The organism is Phaeodactylibacter xiamenensis, from assembly GCF_000759025.1.
GTDB classification, from domain to species: domain Bacteria; phylum Bacteroidota; class Bacteroidia; order Chitinophagales; family Saprospiraceae; genus Phaeodactylibacter; species Phaeodactylibacter xiamenensis.
Map to the genome: position 1 here is coordinate 12,343 of NZ_JPOS01000080.1, position 16,578 is coordinate 28,920.

Below are 16,578 nucleotides of genomic sequence, written 5' to 3' on the forward strand. Positions count from 1 at the left end.
AGCGGCAGAAACAAAAGCATAGCCAGAGGTTATTCTAGCCGAACTCACTAAAAATAATTTTTAGGCTAGACCTTGGATATTTGCAGGGAAAACGCAGAAATGCCCTATCTTTGACATAAATCATTGTCCAAGCGCAGGCATTGACTTTTCTTAGCACCGATCTATTAACCCATTCATTGTAGTCCCGACGTAAGCGGTGTTCAAATCGTGAACGTGGTCATACCGCACTTTATATTCCCCTTGGCGTGAAATCATGAAGGGAAATGAGGTTAAGGGATCTGCTATACGGATGCGTCTGTGACCGTATCTGACAGATACACCAGGCAAAGTAAATAACACAAAAAACCAAACAAATATGCCTTCATCAAGCATCGCTCCCTTGAGAGCCCTTCACCTGCTTACAGGACTGTGCCTCTTGTTGTGGATCCCCACAGATTTATTCGGAGCCCACCCCTCTAAAATCGAAAATACAGCACCTTTCATCACCACTTGGAAGACCGACAACCCCGGCGTTTCCTGCTCCAGCTGTATAACCATACCTACCACGGGCGGCGGCTACAACTACGATGTAGACTGGGAGAATGACGGGGTGTATGATGACTTTGGGGTTTCCGGGGATGTTATATACGACTATAGTATTACTGGTGCATATCAGGTGGGATAGGAATTCCTTTTTTACTGACCCTCCACAAGCAAAGGAGCCGTTTTATTAAACTTTCTAAAATAAAATATCAATGAGATTATTGATTTTAGCACCGCTTTTTACTTTATTCTTTTTTGCCACATCTTTTGCTCAAGCACCTGAAAAGATGAATTATCAGGGAGTCGCCCGAGATCTATCAGGTTCACCATTATCAGATCAACAAATCAGCTTGCGCATCAGTATACTGGAAGGGTCTACATCTGGTACAATAAGTTATGCTGAAACCCATAATGTTACAACAAATTCTCTTGGATTGTTTTCGGTTCAAGTAGGTAGTGGAGACCCTTTATCAGGGAGCTTCTCAGCCATTAATTGGGCTGTGAGCACACATTATCTGCAACTCGAAATAGACGAGACTGGTGGTGCTGATTATACTTTGGCAGGTACAAATCAATTGCTTTCAGTACCCTATGCGCTTTACGCAAAAAATGCAGGGAATACAGGGTTTTGGTCTCCATATAACGGTGGAATCAGCTATTCTGGGGGTAGTGTTGCTATTGCTGAGGGACTTGGTAGCGACTTTGACCCAAGTCGCCCATTGTCAATAATTGGAAATACACAAGTGGCAAGTGAACGTGATTTTGTTTTTTTAGATAACCAAAATAATTCAAACTTGTCTAATGTGGCCCTAACATTGACTGCTGGTAGCCCTTCAATGCCGGATAGGCCTTTTACTAGGTTATCACATTGTTCACCTAACTATACTGGTGTGCCTGATCAAGCAGGTAAAGGGGTGTTATCTCACCAGAATGGGAATGGTTTGATCATTCGATCAAATCCGGAACTTTCAACAATTAAATTTAAAATAGGCGTTGATGGTAACGTTCCGACAGAAATAGCATCCTTTCAAAAATCTAATTATGTATTCAGTACAGAAGGAGGAATAAGATCAACCTCAGGAGATATCTACATTGAAGAATTAGGAAAAGGGGTGATCATGAAATCACCTAACGGGAATTGTTGGCGGGTAACGGTATCGAACAGCGGAGGCTTTATTAGTACTCAAGTCACCTGTCCATAGAAGTTGGTGTGAGGCTATAAAGACTTTTTAACAAGATTCCCTTTCTCATGAACACATCTTTTTCTGGTTTCTGGGCATCGCTTGCTAAGACTTTAAATCATAAATGAAAACAACTATTAATATGATCTCCAGATTAATAGCTTTATACATTACCTTTTTCATCATTAGTATTGACTGTGCTGGACAAAATTTCACTCCGGTTGTCATCGGATCTTCAGGCAGTGAAGCCCAGGTCGGTGATCTACATATTAGCTGGACATTAGGCGAGCTTGCAACTTCCACTTTAATCAACGGAGGGATAATTGTTAGCCAAGGGTTTCATCAAACTTATGGTATACAAGGCTGCACCAACCCCAATGCCCACAACTACAACCCTGCCGCCACCCAGCATGATGATTCCTGCGAGACCTGCAGTGATGGCATACAAAACGGAGATGAAATCGAAACAGACTGCGGAGGTGCCTTATGCCCACCGTGTAATCCAACCTTTAATGCTTTCATCACCACCTGGAAGACCGACAACCCCGGCGTTTCCTGCTCCAGTTGTATTACCATACCTACCACAGGCATCGGTTACAACTACGATGTAGACTGGGAGAATGACGGGGTGTATGATGACTTTGGGGTTTCCGGGGATATTACACACGATTATGGTACGCCAGGTACCTATCAGGTGGCGATCCGGGGGGATTTTCCAAGGATTTATTTTAATGATGAAGGGGATAAGGAAAAAATCCTTTCGGTTGATCAATGGGGAGATATTTCATGGAGTAGTATGAATTCTGCTTTTCGGGGTTGTACTTACCTTGCCGGGCAGGCAGTTGATGTGCCGGACCTATCTAATGTGGCGGATATGTCACTTATGTTCTCAGACGCGGAGTCCTTCAATCAGGATATAGGCGGCTGGGATGTCAGTAGTGTAACAAATATGTTTGGCATGTTCTCATCTGCGTCTTCCTTCAATCAAGATATAGGCGGCTGGGACGTCAGTAGTGTGGTCGATATGGGGGGGGTGTTCTTTCAAACAGAATCTTTCAATCGGGATATAGGCGGCTGGGATGTAAGCAGTGTGACCAATATGTATGGGATGTTCTGGAAGGCAAGTTCTTTCAATCAAGATATAGGTAGTTGGGATGTCGGCAATGTTAATAACATGTTTTATATGTTCCATTCAGCTATTGCTTTCAGTCAAGATATAGGGAGCTGGAATACCAATACTGTTACAAACATGAAGGCTATGTTCGCCGGAGCAGAATCCTTCAATCAGGATATAGGCGGCTGGGACCTCAGTAATGTAACTGATATAACATATATGTTCAGTGGCGCATCGTCCTTCAACGGAGATATAGGCGGTTGGGACCTAAGTAGTGTAACTGATACAAGATTTATGTTCAATCAAGCGAGTGCTTTCAATCAGGATATAGGCGGTTGGGACGTCAGCAATGTGACCTCTATGGTCCAAATGTTTGAAGGCGCAACCTCTTTCGATCAGAACATAGGGGGCTGGGATATTAGTAACGTGACTGATATGTTTTTTATGTTATTTGATGTTGGGTTGTCCATAACTAGCTATGATAGTACCCTGATTGGTTGGGCCAATCAAAATGTTCAGGGTGGTATTCAGCTCATGGTCCCTAACTTGAAATATTGCGCTGGCGAGGACGCAAGGAATATATTAATCAACGATTATAATTGGGCCTTCGGAGGAGATGAGTTAGACTGCTCCGCAATATTAGGCTGCACCAACCCCAATGCCCACAACTACAACCCTGCTGCCACCCAGGACGATGGCTCCTGTGAGACCTGCAGCGATGGCATACAAAACGGCGATGAGACAGATATAGATTGTGGTGGCGCGCTTTGCAGCCACTGTGCAACGGGCTGCACCGCCCCAACCAACCTCTCTGTCAATAACCCATCAAGCAATACCGCCACCATCTCCTGGTCAGCGGTACCGGGAGCAGTAGAGTACTTTATTCAGTATATTGTACAGGGAGCCCCGCTTAATACGGTCAGCACAGGGACCACCACAATGACAGAGGTAACCCTCCCAGGACTGCTTCCCTCAACAACCTACCAATGGAGGGTCAGAGCCATCTGCAGCGACGAAAATTCTCCTTATTCCGATATTGCTTCCTTTACCACATCTGCCTGCTCAGATATGGACGGTGATGGCATTTGCGATAGTCAGGATAATTGCCCGGACCTCGATGATGCCCTTATCGGGTCGCCCTGTGATGATGGGGATGACTGCACAGAAAATGATGTTTACGGCACAGACTGCAACTGTGCAGGGCAGCTCATCGATACCAACGCAAATGATATCTGCGACCTGCTGGAAAACGGTTGTGAAGCCCCTGTCAACCTACAAGCCATCGACCTCACGGATGACAGCGCCACCCTCACCTGGGACGCAGTGCTGGGAGCTACGGAGTACCAGGTTCAATACCTGGAAAATGGAGCGCCGACCAGTGCAGCGGTTTTCCTAACGGTAACGAGCAATAGCGTGGATATCACTGATTTGACCTTTGGCTCAGGCTATCAATGGCGGGTCAAAGCCATCTGCCCGGACGGTGACACTCCGTGGTCGGAAACGGGCGAATTCCTTATCGGCATAGCCCCATGCCCCAAACCGGCCAATCTGTTGGCCCAGTCCCAGTCCGCCACCTCTGCCACCTTTTCCTGGGATGCAGTAGCGGAGGCAACAGCCTACCGCTTCCAGTACCGTCCTGTCGGTGGGGATGGCGTTTCTATCGATGTCCCGGTCAGTAGCAGCTACACGGTCAATAATCTACCCGTTGGCGCTACGGTACAGTGGCGTGTAAGATCGTTATGTGATGGTGAAAATTCTGGTTTTGAAGTAGGGCCTAGTGTCACACTCTCTGCCCCTATGCCTTTAGCTGGGGGTAGTAATGATAGTGGCTTCACTCTATTCCCTAACCCTAATGACGGGCAGTTTACCGTCTCCCTTCCGTACCGGGAACAGGGCAGCACCGTAGTCGTCCGAAACGCTGTAGGCCAGACGGTCTACACCGCCCAGACCACGGAAACTCAGCTCCTGATTGACCTGAGGGGGGCTTATTCCGCATCAGGTCTCCTTTTTGTAACTGTGCAGGGTGAGGGGCGTGCGCCGGTGACGAAGCGGGTCTTGGTGAGTCGGTAAAAGAAGGAGTCAGTTCTTTAAAAAAAAATAATTCAAAAAAACAGACAGACATGAAAAATATAACACTCACTCTTTTTGTTCTCTTTATTGTAACTGTATCTTTCGCTCAAGCTCCGCAGATGATAAATTATCAAGGTGTCGCTAGAGATTTATCAGGAAACCCCTTGCCAAATCAAAATATCAGTCTCCGTATGAGTGTCCTTAGTGGCTCACCAGCAGGGACTAATGAATATTCAGAGACTCATAGCGTTACAACAAATAACTTAGGGTTATTCACAATTCAGATTGGAAATGGAATTGTACAGTCTGGAAACTTCACTACGATTGATTGGGGAGGAACTTCTCACTACTTACAAATTGAAATGAATGAAAATGGCGGCACAAGCTATACTTTGATTGGAACTACTCAAATGGTTTCAGTTCCTTATGCGCTTTATGCCGAAAATGGTTCTAAATGGAAAGAGGATGGATTTGGGTTGTATTATGACTTAGGAAATATTGGAATTGGTAATATATCTGATAGCCTTCATTCCTTAAGCCTAATCCGAGATATTCCTAGTGGTGCAGGAAGATATTTACTCTCGATTAATAATACATCTACCTCAAATGGTTCTAATGCTAGTATGAAATTAAAGGCTGGAAATGGTACAGGAATAACTCAACTTACACATTGGTCTTCAACCTATACTGCTATTTCTGGGCTAGCGAACTACAGTGGCTTAGTTGGAACGGGCAATGGTATTGCACTAATTTCCAATGGCATTACCAAAATAATGAATGGTTCTTCCAATCCTGTTGAACTAATGAGAATAGACAATAATGGAAATGTTGGCATTGGAACTAGTACACCTGTAAGTAAATTAGAAATAGTTGGTGATAATAATACACTTGTTCAATTTACTGAACATGCAAGCTCTCACCCTAGAATTAACTTAACTAATAGCGCTGCAAGTGTTAATTCTTCAATTTATTCTGTTGATTTTATTAATTCCGAGCCGACTTTGAACTTCGGATTTCCACAAGGCGAAGGTTCTGGTAGACACTTCAATTTTAGATCAAACGGTAGCAATCATCTCACAATTTCTGGCATTGGAAATATTGGTATTTCAACTGGAAATAGCTTGCCTACTTCAAAACTCCAAGTAAAAGGTGGAGATATTCATGTGGATAATATCGGTAGTGGAATAATTCTTACATCTCCTAATGGAAATTGCTGGAGAGTTACAATTGACAATAGCGGCAATTTAATAAAAACTGCTATTACCTGTCCGTAAAAAAACAGCCTCTAACACGAGGAATGTCTGAGCCCGCTGCACACGCTAGTTTTGCTCGGATGCACAGATCGCTAACAAGTATTTAAGAACAGCTTAAAAAATAATAAACATGGGATTATTTGATAGATTCAAGAAAAAGCAACCAGAAACTATGTTGGACAAAGTTCAAGAGCAAGCGGGGGCACTAATCATAAATGGTTTTAGAAGATTAGCTGCAGCAAATGGAACGGCTCCTACTGCTAAAACTTCTGACCTGAAAATAATTGAAATATACAAGCAAGTCGGCAGTGCATTTAGAAAAGCCTCAAAAGAAAGAAACGAACACTTACCAGCCGGCTACCTCAATACGATTGTGTTTAAATTCTTTCAGGTATATGAAATAATGGGAGATACGATGTTTTATGAACACCTTAAATACGAAGTTGCCAGGTATATTAAAGAAGGTCTTCGAGATGATTACAAACAAGACTTGAAACTTTTCTAATGCATGCTAAGATTTGGAGTTCAATGCCCCGTATCTATAATGTGTCTCCCAAAGCAAGCAAGCGTCCTTTCGCAGTTTGGCCAGTTGTTTAGATTTGGTTGAAGCGGCACTGGTTTGGTGTGAAGTTCTATGAAAAGGAAAAAAGGGATTGTATTTCGGATCAATGATGACTCTTTCTGGCAATATTGAAAAACTTAGATTAAATGCTTGCTTGTAATGTTAAGATGACCTATATTGCTAGTCTTCGTATAATACGGCTTGACCTACTAAATTTTCATCTCACTAAGGAATGTTATTTGGGGTTTGTGTAGAGGTTTTTTCTACATAACTCTAGGTTTCTGTACCCGTATTTAACATCCTTTGATTTTCCGTCCTGACTTCGGAAGTGCTTGTGAAAATACGACACTTAAAAGCACGAATCACACTGAAATACAAGACTATAGACAGGAATAATTGATTTTAACGATAAAAGATGAGTGAACCAAGCTGACGACATAAAAGCAGAAATCTACCTCTCTTTCCTGTAATATTTTGTCAGCAGTTACAGCCAATACTTGCAAGGTCTGTAACCCTGGGTTCCCATCAACTGAGCATTAATCAATAGCTCTTTATCATCAACGGACCGAAAAACATATAATGGAATTAATTAAGCAAAATCCATATAATGTCATTGGCATTTTGGCAGGGGCTAAACAACGACAAGTAGAGCGACAAAAAGCAAAAATAAAAGCGTACCAAAGGGTAGGGAAAAGTATTGAGTTCGAAACCGACCTTCACATTCAAGAAAAGCCAATTAGAACATCAGAGGCGATTGATGATGCGCTTTCCAAAATCGAAATCAATCATAATAAGCTGTTCTACTCATTATTCTGGTTCGTAAACAATAGCCATCTTGATGATATGGCAATCGATTACCTTCGTTCCGGTGATCTAAAAAAAGCAGAAGAAATTTGGAGTAAGATCGCGCAGGACCGAGAGGTTTCCGTTAAGAACTTTTCTGCAGTTAACAACCTTGGCACACTTAAATTAGTATCCGCTCTTTCAGAATTTACCCTGAAAACTCAAAGCTTCAAAGAGGGGGTTAGATTAAAAATTGATCTCATCAATTCAGACTACTTTACTGAATTTTGTCATCTTGTCGCAGACGAAACATACAGTGTTAGTCAGGAAAAAGAGATTAGGATTTTCGTGGATGCTTTGCTGAAAGAGTTAGAAGATTCCAAAAAACCCGGGACCGACAAAGCGCCACATTTAATCATTGGAATCTACCCTGCAGTCAAGGCTTACTTAACAGATAAGCTAACCAGCACTCCGATCCAAAATATAGAGCGAAGGACTCAGCAAACCCAAAAACAAAGAATTGCTAATCCTAAAAAGGGACTCCGGCTCGGGCTTGTACTTCACCAAAACACAACAAGTGATTTATCTGCGCTGTCAGAATTACTTGGGAAGTCCGATCTGAAGTATCGATTGATGGCTGACAAGGTAGCTAAGGAAATTTTACAATGTGGGGTTGATTACTTTCTCGAGTTTCGAGAAAAAGAAGATCAGCATTCCGGAGAGGATCTTGGTAAAGACGTAATGAGGCTATTTAAAACCTCTATGTCAACAGCAGTAGGTACCAATACATTCGACCGAATAAATGAAAACATCGAGGGGCTTCAGGAGTGGATAGACCATGCTGACGAGAGGAGGAAGCAGAATCTAATTGGTTCGGAGCTACTATTTATTACGGCCAAGCTGGAACGTTTTCAAAGCCTACGTGATTCTACCGAAAATGCCCTTGAATTAGTTGTCAGCTGTGAGCCTAAACTCCTAAGGATGAAGAAGTTTCTGGGCCACCGGGATGAGCTCTACTTAAAAATAAGTAGTGCTGTGGTGAATAACGCACAAGGCATGTTGGTAACAGTCATTAATCAGACTCAGGAAATGGTGCCTTTGGGGGTTATTACGATTGATACCCTTTCCTCCAAGATCTCTGCAGCACTCCGCGTTTCGGAAAGACTCGGAAAGATGGATATGGTTCCTGAACTACTCAGGAGTTACAAGAAAAACCACCAAACTCTATTATCTATATCTAACCAGATCAATGCCGCCAGATCCAGGGTGTCCAGTAATTTTGGATCTAGCCAGACGAATCGTGTTAGATCCAATGAGTCCAGTAATTCTGGTGGAGGTGGGTGTTATATAGCCACCATGGCTTACGGTAGGTATGATCACCCTCAGGTTTTAGTGTTGAGGAGGTTCCGGGATGAAGTACTCAATTCATCTGCTCCAGGCAGGGCTTTTATCCGATGTTATTATTGGTTGTCTCCCAAGTTGGTAAAGCATTTGAAAGGATATCAAAAAGTCAATTCCCTTATTCGGAAAGTTTTAAACCAGTTTATCAAGCATATCGAACGATGAAATACCTTGTCATAATACTAACTATAATCATTGGAGGGGTAGTCAATATCCATGCCCAAGCTGATACCTCCTCCTTAAAGGATCAACTTCAGAAATTATCATCTGAAATCCAGGCGGTCCAATACAGTAGCGATTCGTTAAAGATGAAAATGGAGCAGCTGGTTTCAAAAGACGAAACGCTTCAACGCAGTGTGAATAATGTAGCAAATATCAATAGCCTCTTGCAAACCAAAATTGATAGCCTGAGCCAAAAGGTTGAAAAGAGCGAACTGGATATCGTTGGTCTGGATCAACAGCTGAACTCCCAAAAAGAAGCGCTAAGCGGAGAAATTTCAGAGACCAGAGAAACCACAAATCAAAGTATATCGGCATTGGATGATGCCCTGAGCAAGAATACTTTGTATTGGATTATTGCAGTTTTAGCTGTTGGGCTGTTGTCCATCCTTGCGTTTCTGTTTTTACGCAGAAAAGTAACGGACAATCAGTCTTCCATTAATGAAAGCCTGGCCAACACCAGAAAAGAATTGGAGCAGGAAGCCATTCGCCTTGATGAAAAACTAATTGGCGTCATGGAAACACAGCTGAAGGTCATTCAGGAAGAACGCAAAGCTCAACCTGAAAGTCAGCAGGAAGAACAAGACCATTCGCTAGCCCTGAAAGTAGCCGATGAGATCGTCCGAATAGAGAAGAATATCAGCCGTATGGACGAAGGCACAAAAGGGCTTAAACAGCTATCTAAAGCCGTCGGCAGGATCCGGGATAATTTTGCTGCTAATGGTTATGAAATGGTTGATATGGTAGGTAAGCCATTTGAAGAAGGACTTAAGGCATCTGTTACTTTTCGATCAGACCCAGATATGGAGGGGGAGCCGCCTAAAATTACTCGGATCATTAAACCGCAGGTAAATTATAAAGGAGTAATGATCCAGCAAGCACAAATAGAAGTTTCTCAATTTGAATGAACAATAAGCAATGACAAGAACAAAAATTGATTATGGAATTGACTTGGGTACTACTAACTCGGCTATTGCCAGAATGGAGCAAGGTGACCCAATTATAAAAAAGAGCGATACTTTAAAGGATACAATGCCTTCATGCGTTGGATTTAATAAAAAGGGGGCAACTCTTGTTGGAGACTCTGCATTCAACAACTATAAATCTGACAAATTGAGGTCGATGAAAGGGGGAAAGACCAAAACTAATACCTTCATCGAGTTCAAGCGGACAATGGGTACAGATAAGACCTACTCAAGCTCCCATATGAACGAGGCATTCAATTCTGAGCAGTTGTCCGCTGAAGTGCTAAAGAAGCTTAAGTCATTCATCACAGATGAAAACCTTCAGTCTGCTGTTATTACCGTTCCTGCCAAGTTTGAGATCCGGCAAAGAGATGCGACCCTTAGAGCTGCAAAGCTTGCCGGGTTCAAATACGCTGAGCTTCTGCAGGAACCCATCGCTGCATCAATGGCTTATGGACTGAATAGCCAAAATAAGAACGGGTATTGGGTGGTCTTTGACTTTGGTGGGGGAACATTTGATGCTGCTCTCGTCAAAGTGGAAGACGGGATTATGCAGGTTAAAGATACAGACGGAGACAATTACCTTGGTGGTAAAAACCTGGACGCCGCTATTGTCGACGAGATCATCATTCCTTATCTGGAAGAGGAGTATGTTATCGACAGTATTCTTGAGGACAATAACAAAAAGCAGATACTTCAATATGCCATGAAGTACTATGCTGAAGAAGCGAAAATACAGTTATCGTTTAAAGAAGAGCATAATATACTTTCTGACTTAGGTGATATTCCAGGAGAAGATGATGAAGGGGAAGAATTCGAATTGGATATCACAATCAACCGGGAAAGATTAAAGGAAGCGATCGCTCCGGTTTTTCAACGGGCTATAGATATTACCAAAGACCTTATCCAACGGAATAACCTTAGTGGCGGAAAATTGGATGCCTTGATTTTGGTAGGTGGCCCAACCCATTCTCCAATTCTAAGGGAGATGCTGGAGGAACAAATCAAAAAACCAGATACAAGTGCCGACCCGATGACTGCAGTGGCTACCGGCGCAGCTCTTTATGCGTCCACCATGGATGTTTCGGATGAGGTAAAAGAAGCTTCGAGGGATCAGACGAAAATTCAATTGGATATCGGATATGAACCTTCAACGGTAGAATTGGAAGAATTCGTGACGCTGAAAATGCTACCGGAAAAAACAGAAGGGGGTATTCCTGCATCAGTATTTGCAGAGATTGTCCGTGGTGACAAAGCCTGGTCTTCAGGCAAGGTCTCCATCAACGAAAAGGGAGAAATGATTGAGGCAAAACTCAATGAAGGCAAGCCAAATAATTTCCAGATCCTTCTATACGATGTGGCAGGTAATAGGCTGGAATGCCAACCCGACAACTTTACCGTTATCCAGGGCTCAAAGGTAGGCAGCGCTACGTTGCCCTATAATATTGGGGTTGAAATTAAACGGGGCAGAGATGGCAAACTCGTTTTCAGAACGGTTAAAGGGCTTGAAGTCAATCAATCCTTGCCTGCAAAAGGAATCATCAATGGATTAAAAACTCAGCAGCAAATACGCCCCGGAAATGCACAGGATACGATAGAAATCCCCATTTATCAGGGTGATTACTATTCAGAAGGTTCAAGAGCATTGTACAACGAACACGTTTATGATGCCAGAATTACGGGAGATGACCTTCCTGCTCTGCTACCGGAAAGATCTTATGTAGACCTAACCCTCATAACAGATAAATCTGGAAGAATAGAAAAGATTGAAGCATTCTTCCCATATTTAGATCATACTGTAGATATTGAGATTCCAGAGACCGTTGGCTCAGAAATTGATGCCGCTTTTCTGGATAAGGAAATACGAAAAGCCAAAGGGGCATTGTCTGGATTGGCTGCTCAAGGGTTGGTAAACAGGCAAGAGATAGAATCCACCGCAGAGGAAATCGAGCGCTTAAAACAATCCCTGGATCAAAGTCGGAATGACTACGATCGCAAGAAAGAAGTGCTAAATAACCTAAAAAAGTCCCTGAGGAAAATTGATGAACTTGAGGATAATATCGAATGGCCTCAATTTGAGAAAGAGCTTAGAGAAGAATTTGACCGCCTTGAAGGAGCTAACGAGGAATTAGGTAACGAAAAAACGACCCAGCACGTAAATCAGTTAAGAACACAAGTCGATGAGGTCATCCGCAAAAAGGACCTTAAGCTTGGGCAATCTGTACTGGAAGAGGTTCATAACTTCTTTATCGCGCTCACCTTTATCTATCAGTTAATTGGGGTCGTACGCCATTTTAGGAATGACTTTGATAGGCTGCATTGGCGTGATCCTCAACAAGCCCGGCAACTTCTTGGACAGGCTACGCAAATTATTGCCGACAATCCAACGAAGGAGCGGTTACATCCGATTGTAGTCCAATTATTCCAGCTCCTCCCGGAATCAGAAGTACCCGACGGAACCGTGTTAACAGAGTAAACAATCAGAATTATGCAGCACTATATCAAAGGCCTGGTCTTTTTGGTCCTGATTGCTTTTTTCTTTTCCTGCGAATCTGATGAGGCCCGTCGGGAACGTCTTGCCCGGGAAGAACAGGAAAGGATAGAGCTGGTCAAACGTCAGAAAGCAGAAGAGGCTGAGAAAGCTCGAAAACTCGAGGAAGAAAGGAAAAAAGAAGCGGAACGGATTGAGAAGGAACGCAAGGAAAAAGCAATCTATGAAAAGTATATCAATAATACTTTAAGAACCGGTGCGACTCCTTACGCCTATTGTTATGGGAGAAACCGTTCCTGTTCTGGAAGCAGATGCTCTGAAATCAGCGTCAGGACCCCTTCAACCTCAGATGTCTTGGTCACGATCAAAAGCGATGGGGAAGTGGTCAGGCATGCTTTTATCTCAAAAGGCTCTACCTACAAGTTTAAGTTGCCCAACGGTACTTATCAGCCTTTCTTTTATTACGGGAAAGGCTGGAATCCGGAAAAGGTTATGAAGCAATCTAAATGCGGAACGATCAAAGGAGGGTTTTTGGAACGGGAGGTTTTTGGAAAGGATTCCCCGCAAAGCCTTGTCAATAACATTCTGTCTTATGAACTGATCCTGACGCAGAATGGAAACTTTAGCACAAGGCCTAGTAATTCGAGTGAGGCTTTATAATAAATGGCTGATATGATATGAAAAACTCCGGAGTAGCCATGTTGACAAGGTCTGAGACTATCGCTGATAGGTATACTGTTCTTTTTTTCATCAAGCATGGAGATCATGCAGAAACCTATCGGGTAAAGGACGAAGAGGGGAAGGTTGGTTTTCTAAAGTTATTCCACTTGACTAAACTCCATCGCACCCAATTCGACGGAGAGAGAAATATTAAGGAGATTGAATTTCTGAAGTCGGTTAAGCACCCCAATATCGTTCAATACAGAGATAGCGGGGAATGGGTGAAAGGCAATCAGCGTTTTGCCTATCTCGTCCTGGACTTCATTAGTGGGGAAACGCTGGAAGAACGGTTAAAAAGAGCACATACCCTTACTTCGTATGAAGTAAAGCAAATCGTTACACCTGTTTTGAATGGGCTGAAGTATTTACATAGCCGAAGTCAGCCTTTGGTTCATAACGACATCAACCATCAAAACATCATGCTGGATTTGAGTGGGAATATCCCGATTCCAAAAATCATTGATTTCGGATATGCCCGGGCTTTTCATAATTCTACAAAAGTATATTACAGGCAAGGGCTTAACCCTTACTATCTGGCTCCGGAGTGCTTTAACAGCATTTTCTCGCCACAAAGTGACCTTTTTTCAGTTGGAGCTTTAATGTTTCATTTGCTTACAGGACTCCCACCCTGGTTTGTCGATTTATCAGATTATAAAAAAAACAACACCGATTTAGAAGAAGTAGTGTTGGAGGCAAGAAAGAAAAAGCTGAAAATCCCCTACCTGTCTAATTCAACAGTCCCTAGTCCAGACAAAGATCAACTGCTGGCCATTGCAAAAAAAGCAATGGAAACAGATATCAACTATCGTTTCCAGTCAGCCGAAGCAATGCTTCGAGCTATTGAGGGTGATTTTTCCAATGAGGCTTCTCATCCTTCATCCAGCCCCCCAAGCTCTGAAGTCGAGTCTGAAAGTAAGGCTAAGAAAGCGGGGGGAGGCTTTAACGAGATCGCAGGAATGGATGAACTGAAAGAGGTGCTGTACCATGATGTAATCAGAGCTTTAGAGGAAAAGGAGTTATACGAAGAGTACGGGCTGACTATTCCAAATGGCATGTTGTTGTACGGTCCGCCGGGATGCGGAAAATCCTTTTTTGCACAAAAATTGGCTGAGGAAGTCGGGTACAATTATGTGGAGGTCAAACCCTCCGAACTGGCAAGTATTTATGTACATGGATCTCAGGAAAAGATCGGAAAGCTGTTTGATGAAGCAAGAAAAAATGCACCGACTATACTCAATTTCGAAGAGTTCGATGCCCTTGTGCCTAACCGGGATAGCCATGCCGGAAATCATCAATCCGGTGAAGTGAATGAATTTCTGGCTCAGCTCAACAACTGCGGGAAAGAGGGCATTTTCGTCATTGCAACCACTAATCAGCCCGGGCTCATTGACCCGGCCGTACTTAGAGCAGGGCGTATCGATAAAATCTTCTTTGTCCCTCCACCCGATTTTAAGGCCAGGAAAGAACTTTTTAAGCTCCTCTTAAAAAAACGGCCCTTAGATTTTGGTATTGACTTCGATTTGCTTGCCGAAAAGACCGAAAATTATGTTGCGATTGATATCGAGCATCTGGTCAATGAGGCATCAAGGGAGGCGTTGAAGAGCCGGTCAAAGATCACTCAGGATATACTGTTGGGGACTATCCAAAAAACCAGGCCCTCCGTTAGGTTAAGTGAAATCCAAAAATATGAACAAATAAAGGGCGTATTAGAGGGCCAGGATCAAAGACCTTCCAGGCCAAGAATTGGCTTCAGAACAGATTAGCAAAAACCAAAAGTATATGGCACAACCTACTTTCAAGTCATTGTTACTTCAGACAGCCTTCTCCTGCATGGCATCTGATGGCGAAATAGATCAGTCAGAAGTTCAGCTTATAAAGAAACTCGAACAAGAGGAGAAGTTATTTGGATTCGAGAATATCGGAACTGAGCTTAACCGCCTTGTGGAGGAAATCAACAAGAACGGGCATGCCTTTCTTCGTACATACCTCCATCACTTAAGCCAGGCAGACCTTACCGAAGACCAGGAAATTGAAATTGTAAAAACTTCGGTGAAAACCATAAAGGCGGACAACGATGAGAAGTATAGCGAGATTAAGTTCTTCAAAATCCTTCGCTCAAAACTGTCTGTCAGCAACGAAAAACTAATTGCTGCACTTCCAGAATTTGAAAATCTGGAAGAAGACTATTTGCGGCAGGACATCATTTCTGAAAGCTATCTTGAGAAATTGACAGCGGATTACTTTGACGAGCAGGATATCCCAGAGTTTGCGCCAATCGATTTGCAAGGGACTGAATAGTTACAAGCTGTGAGGAATTAGATGCAATAGATTGCAGAGTGCTATCTATCCCATTTTGATACGGCTACTCAACGATTTCTATTGCTGCATTTTTGAGTTTTCCAACATGATCATAGATGAGGATCATCTCAAAACTTCAATAGCTTAAACTATTTGGCATCCGTGTTCAATGAATGGGAATAGCTTAGTACGAGAACTTAATAGCGCGAGATCATTAACTAAAATAATTAATATGAGAATTGTAATTAAAATCGTCCTTATGATAGCAGTATTTATGATTGGTATCGTGATTATGGCAGCTTTAAAAGAGAGCACTGGGAGACAGTCAGGCTCCGGCGGTCCCTTAGGCTTGGTGCTAATTTTCGGAATGATTGCTGCTTTCAGAGCAATTTGGAGGTATGGCAAAGAAGACGAGAGTAAAGAAACAGAAAGCAGTGATCTTCAGAAGCTCGATAAAAGCTAGCGTATGGGCTTTGTTGATTATTATCAGGTGTTGGGAGTGCCATTAGATGCTGACTTAAAGGCATTGAAAGCGGCTTTTAAAAAGCAGGCATTGAAATGGCACCCTGACAAAAACCCAGGCAAGGATACAACGGAACAGATGCAGCTGATTAATGAAGCTAGATTGATTTTGTTCGACGATGAAGCCCGGCGAAAGTATGACCTGGAATACCAGAGATACAAACGGTTTAAAAGGGAGCAGTCGCGGGACAAAGAACAAACAAATCGCACCAGAACTTCAACGAATACTACATTTGACCAATCATGGGATTGGCAAAATGATTACAAAGTACAAGATGAGACCCTGGAACGATGGATGAATAATGCCAAACGCCAAGCGGTAGACTTAGCTAAACAGACTATTGAAGACTTTAAAAATATTGCCTACGCTGGGGCTAAAGCAGGACTGGAAGAGTCTGGTCGACAACTGATGATACAGGTTGTCATAGCAATATTTTTTTCAATTCTATTTGGGTTGGGAATGTGCGGAAGCTAAGT

At 42.9% G+C, this 16,578-nt stretch carries 13 protein-coding genes; all 13 read left to right on the forward strand.

Translation table 11 applies throughout. The features are described from left to right. Window positions 1-355 precede the first annotated feature (355 nt). The 13 genes from IX84_RS21200 to IX84_RS21255 all read left to right on the forward strand — a co-directional run bounded on the left by IX84_RS21200 (window position 356) and on the right by IX84_RS21255 (window position 16,576). Complete coding sequence (locus tag IX84_RS21200) at window positions 356-664, forward strand: hypothetical protein (protein WP_044225513.1); 309 nt, start codon at window positions 356-358, stop codon at window positions 662-664. A 70-nt stretch (window positions 665-734) separates the two neighbouring features. Further along, on the forward strand, window positions 735-1,724 hold the full coding sequence (locus tag IX84_RS33075) for a hypothetical protein (protein WP_152605180.1): 990 nt from the start codon (window positions 735-737) through the stop codon (window positions 1,722-1,724). A 121-nt stretch (window positions 1,725-1,845) separates the two neighbouring features. Next, window positions 1,846-4,887, forward strand: coding sequence for a BspA family leucine-rich repeat surface protein (locus IX84_RS31310; RefSeq protein ID WP_052516264.1), 3,042 nt, complete (start codon window positions 1,846-1,848; stop codon window positions 4,885-4,887). A gap of 50 nt (window positions 4,888-4,937) precedes the next feature. Beyond that, a complete protein-coding gene (locus IX84_RS31315; protein WP_052516265.1) occupies window positions 4,938-6,161 on the forward strand; it encodes a hypothetical protein in 1,224 nt (407 codons plus the stop codon). A gap of 109 nt (window positions 6,162-6,270) precedes the next feature. Next, window positions 6,271-6,645 carry a hypothetical protein gene (locus tag IX84_RS21215; RefSeq protein ID WP_044225516.1) on the forward strand — a complete coding sequence of 125 codons (375 nt, stop codon included), beginning with the start codon at window positions 6,271-6,273 and terminating at the stop codon, window positions 6,643-6,645. 636 nt (window positions 6,646-7,281) lie between these two features. After that, the gene (locus IX84_RS21220) at window positions 7,282-9,051 is read left to right on the forward strand and encodes a CFI-box-CTERM domain-containing protein (RefSeq protein WP_044225519.1); all 1,770 of its coding nucleotides are present in this window, start codon (window positions 7,282-7,284) and stop codon (window positions 9,049-9,051) included. Next, complete coding sequence (locus IX84_RS21225; RefSeq protein ID WP_044225522.1) at window positions 9,048-10,013, forward strand: coiled-coil domain-containing protein; 966 nt, start codon at window positions 9,048-9,050, stop codon at window positions 10,011-10,013. The genes IX84_RS21220 and IX84_RS21225 overlap by 4 nt, the downstream gene beginning before the upstream one ends. Window positions 10,014-10,023: 10 nt before the next feature. Then, window positions 10,024-12,546, forward strand: coding sequence for an Hsp70 family protein (locus IX84_RS21230; protein ID WP_044225525.1), 2,523 nt, complete (start codon window positions 10,024-10,026; stop codon window positions 12,544-12,546). Between the two features lie 42 nt (window positions 12,547-12,588). Continuing rightward, on the forward strand, window positions 12,589-13,221 hold the full coding sequence (locus IX84_RS21235) for a hypothetical protein (protein WP_152605181.1): 633 nt from the start codon (window positions 12,589-12,591) through the stop codon (window positions 13,219-13,221). 17 nt (window positions 13,222-13,238) lie between these two features. Further along, window positions 13,239-15,044: a protein kinase domain-containing protein gene (locus tag IX84_RS21240; protein WP_052516268.1), complete on the forward strand. Its 1,806-nt coding sequence runs from the start codon at window positions 13,239-13,241 to the stop codon at window positions 15,042-15,044. 16 nt (window positions 15,045-15,060) lie between these two features. Then, a complete protein-coding gene (locus tag IX84_RS21245) occupies window positions 15,061-15,579 on the forward strand; it encodes a hypothetical protein (RefSeq protein WP_044225532.1) in 519 nt (172 codons plus the stop codon). Window positions 15,580-15,811: 232 nt separating this feature from the next. After that, on the forward strand, window positions 15,812-16,042 hold the full coding sequence (locus tag IX84_RS21250) for a hypothetical protein (RefSeq protein ID WP_044225535.1): 231 nt from the start codon (window positions 15,812-15,814) through the stop codon (window positions 16,040-16,042). Between the two features lie 3 nt (window positions 16,043-16,045). Then, the gene (locus IX84_RS21255; RefSeq protein ID WP_044225539.1) at window positions 16,046-16,576 is read left to right on the forward strand and encodes a J domain-containing protein; all 531 of its coding nucleotides are present in this window, start codon (window positions 16,046-16,048) and stop codon (window positions 16,574-16,576) included. The last annotated feature ends 2 nt before the right edge of the window (window positions 16,577-16,578 follow it).

What these genes read in the sequence shown, in the direction of transcription:
- IX84_RS21245 (WP_044225532.1), top strand. Translation starts at nt 15,061, where the DNA reads ATGGCACAACCTACTTTCAAGTCATTGTTACTTCAGACAGCCTTCTCC.
- IX84_RS21215 (WP_044225516.1), top strand. Translation starts at nt 6,271, where the DNA reads ATGGGATTATTTGATAGATTCAAGAAAAAGCAACCAGAAACTATGTTG.
- IX84_RS21225 (WP_044225522.1), top strand. Translation starts at nt 9,048, where the DNA reads ATGAAATACCTTGTCATAATACTAACTATAATCATTGGAGGGGTAGTC.
- IX84_RS21250 (WP_044225535.1), top strand. Translation starts at nt 15,812, where the DNA reads ATGAGAATTGTAATTAAAATCGTCCTTATGATAGCAGTATTTATGATT.
- IX84_RS21230 (WP_044225525.1), top strand. Translation starts at nt 10,024, where the DNA reads ATGACAAGAACAAAAATTGATTATGGAATTGACTTGGGTACTACTAAC.
- IX84_RS21220 (WP_044225519.1), top strand. Translation starts at nt 7,282, where the DNA reads ATGGAATTAATTAAGCAAAATCCATATAATGTCATTGGCATTTTGGCA.
- IX84_RS31315 (WP_052516265.1), top strand. Translation starts at nt 4,938, where the DNA reads ATGAAAAATATAACACTCACTCTTTTTGTTCTCTTTATTGTAACTGTA.
- IX84_RS21255 (WP_044225539.1), top strand. Translation starts at nt 16,046, where the DNA reads ATGGGCTTTGTTGATTATTATCAGGTGTTGGGAGTGCCATTAGATGCT.
- IX84_RS21200 (WP_044225513.1), top strand. Translation starts at nt 356, where the DNA reads ATGCCTTCATCAAGCATCGCTCCCTTGAGAGCCCTTCACCTGCTTACA.
- IX84_RS31310 (WP_052516264.1), top strand. Translation starts at nt 1,846, where the DNA reads ATGATCTCCAGATTAATAGCTTTATACATTACCTTTTTCATCATTAGT.
- IX84_RS33075 (WP_152605180.1), top strand. Translation starts at nt 735, where the DNA reads ATGAGATTATTGATTTTAGCACCGCTTTTTACTTTATTCTTTTTTGCC.
- IX84_RS21240 (WP_052516268.1), top strand. Translation starts at nt 13,239, where the DNA reads ATGAAAAACTCCGGAGTAGCCATGTTGACAAGGTCTGAGACTATCGCT.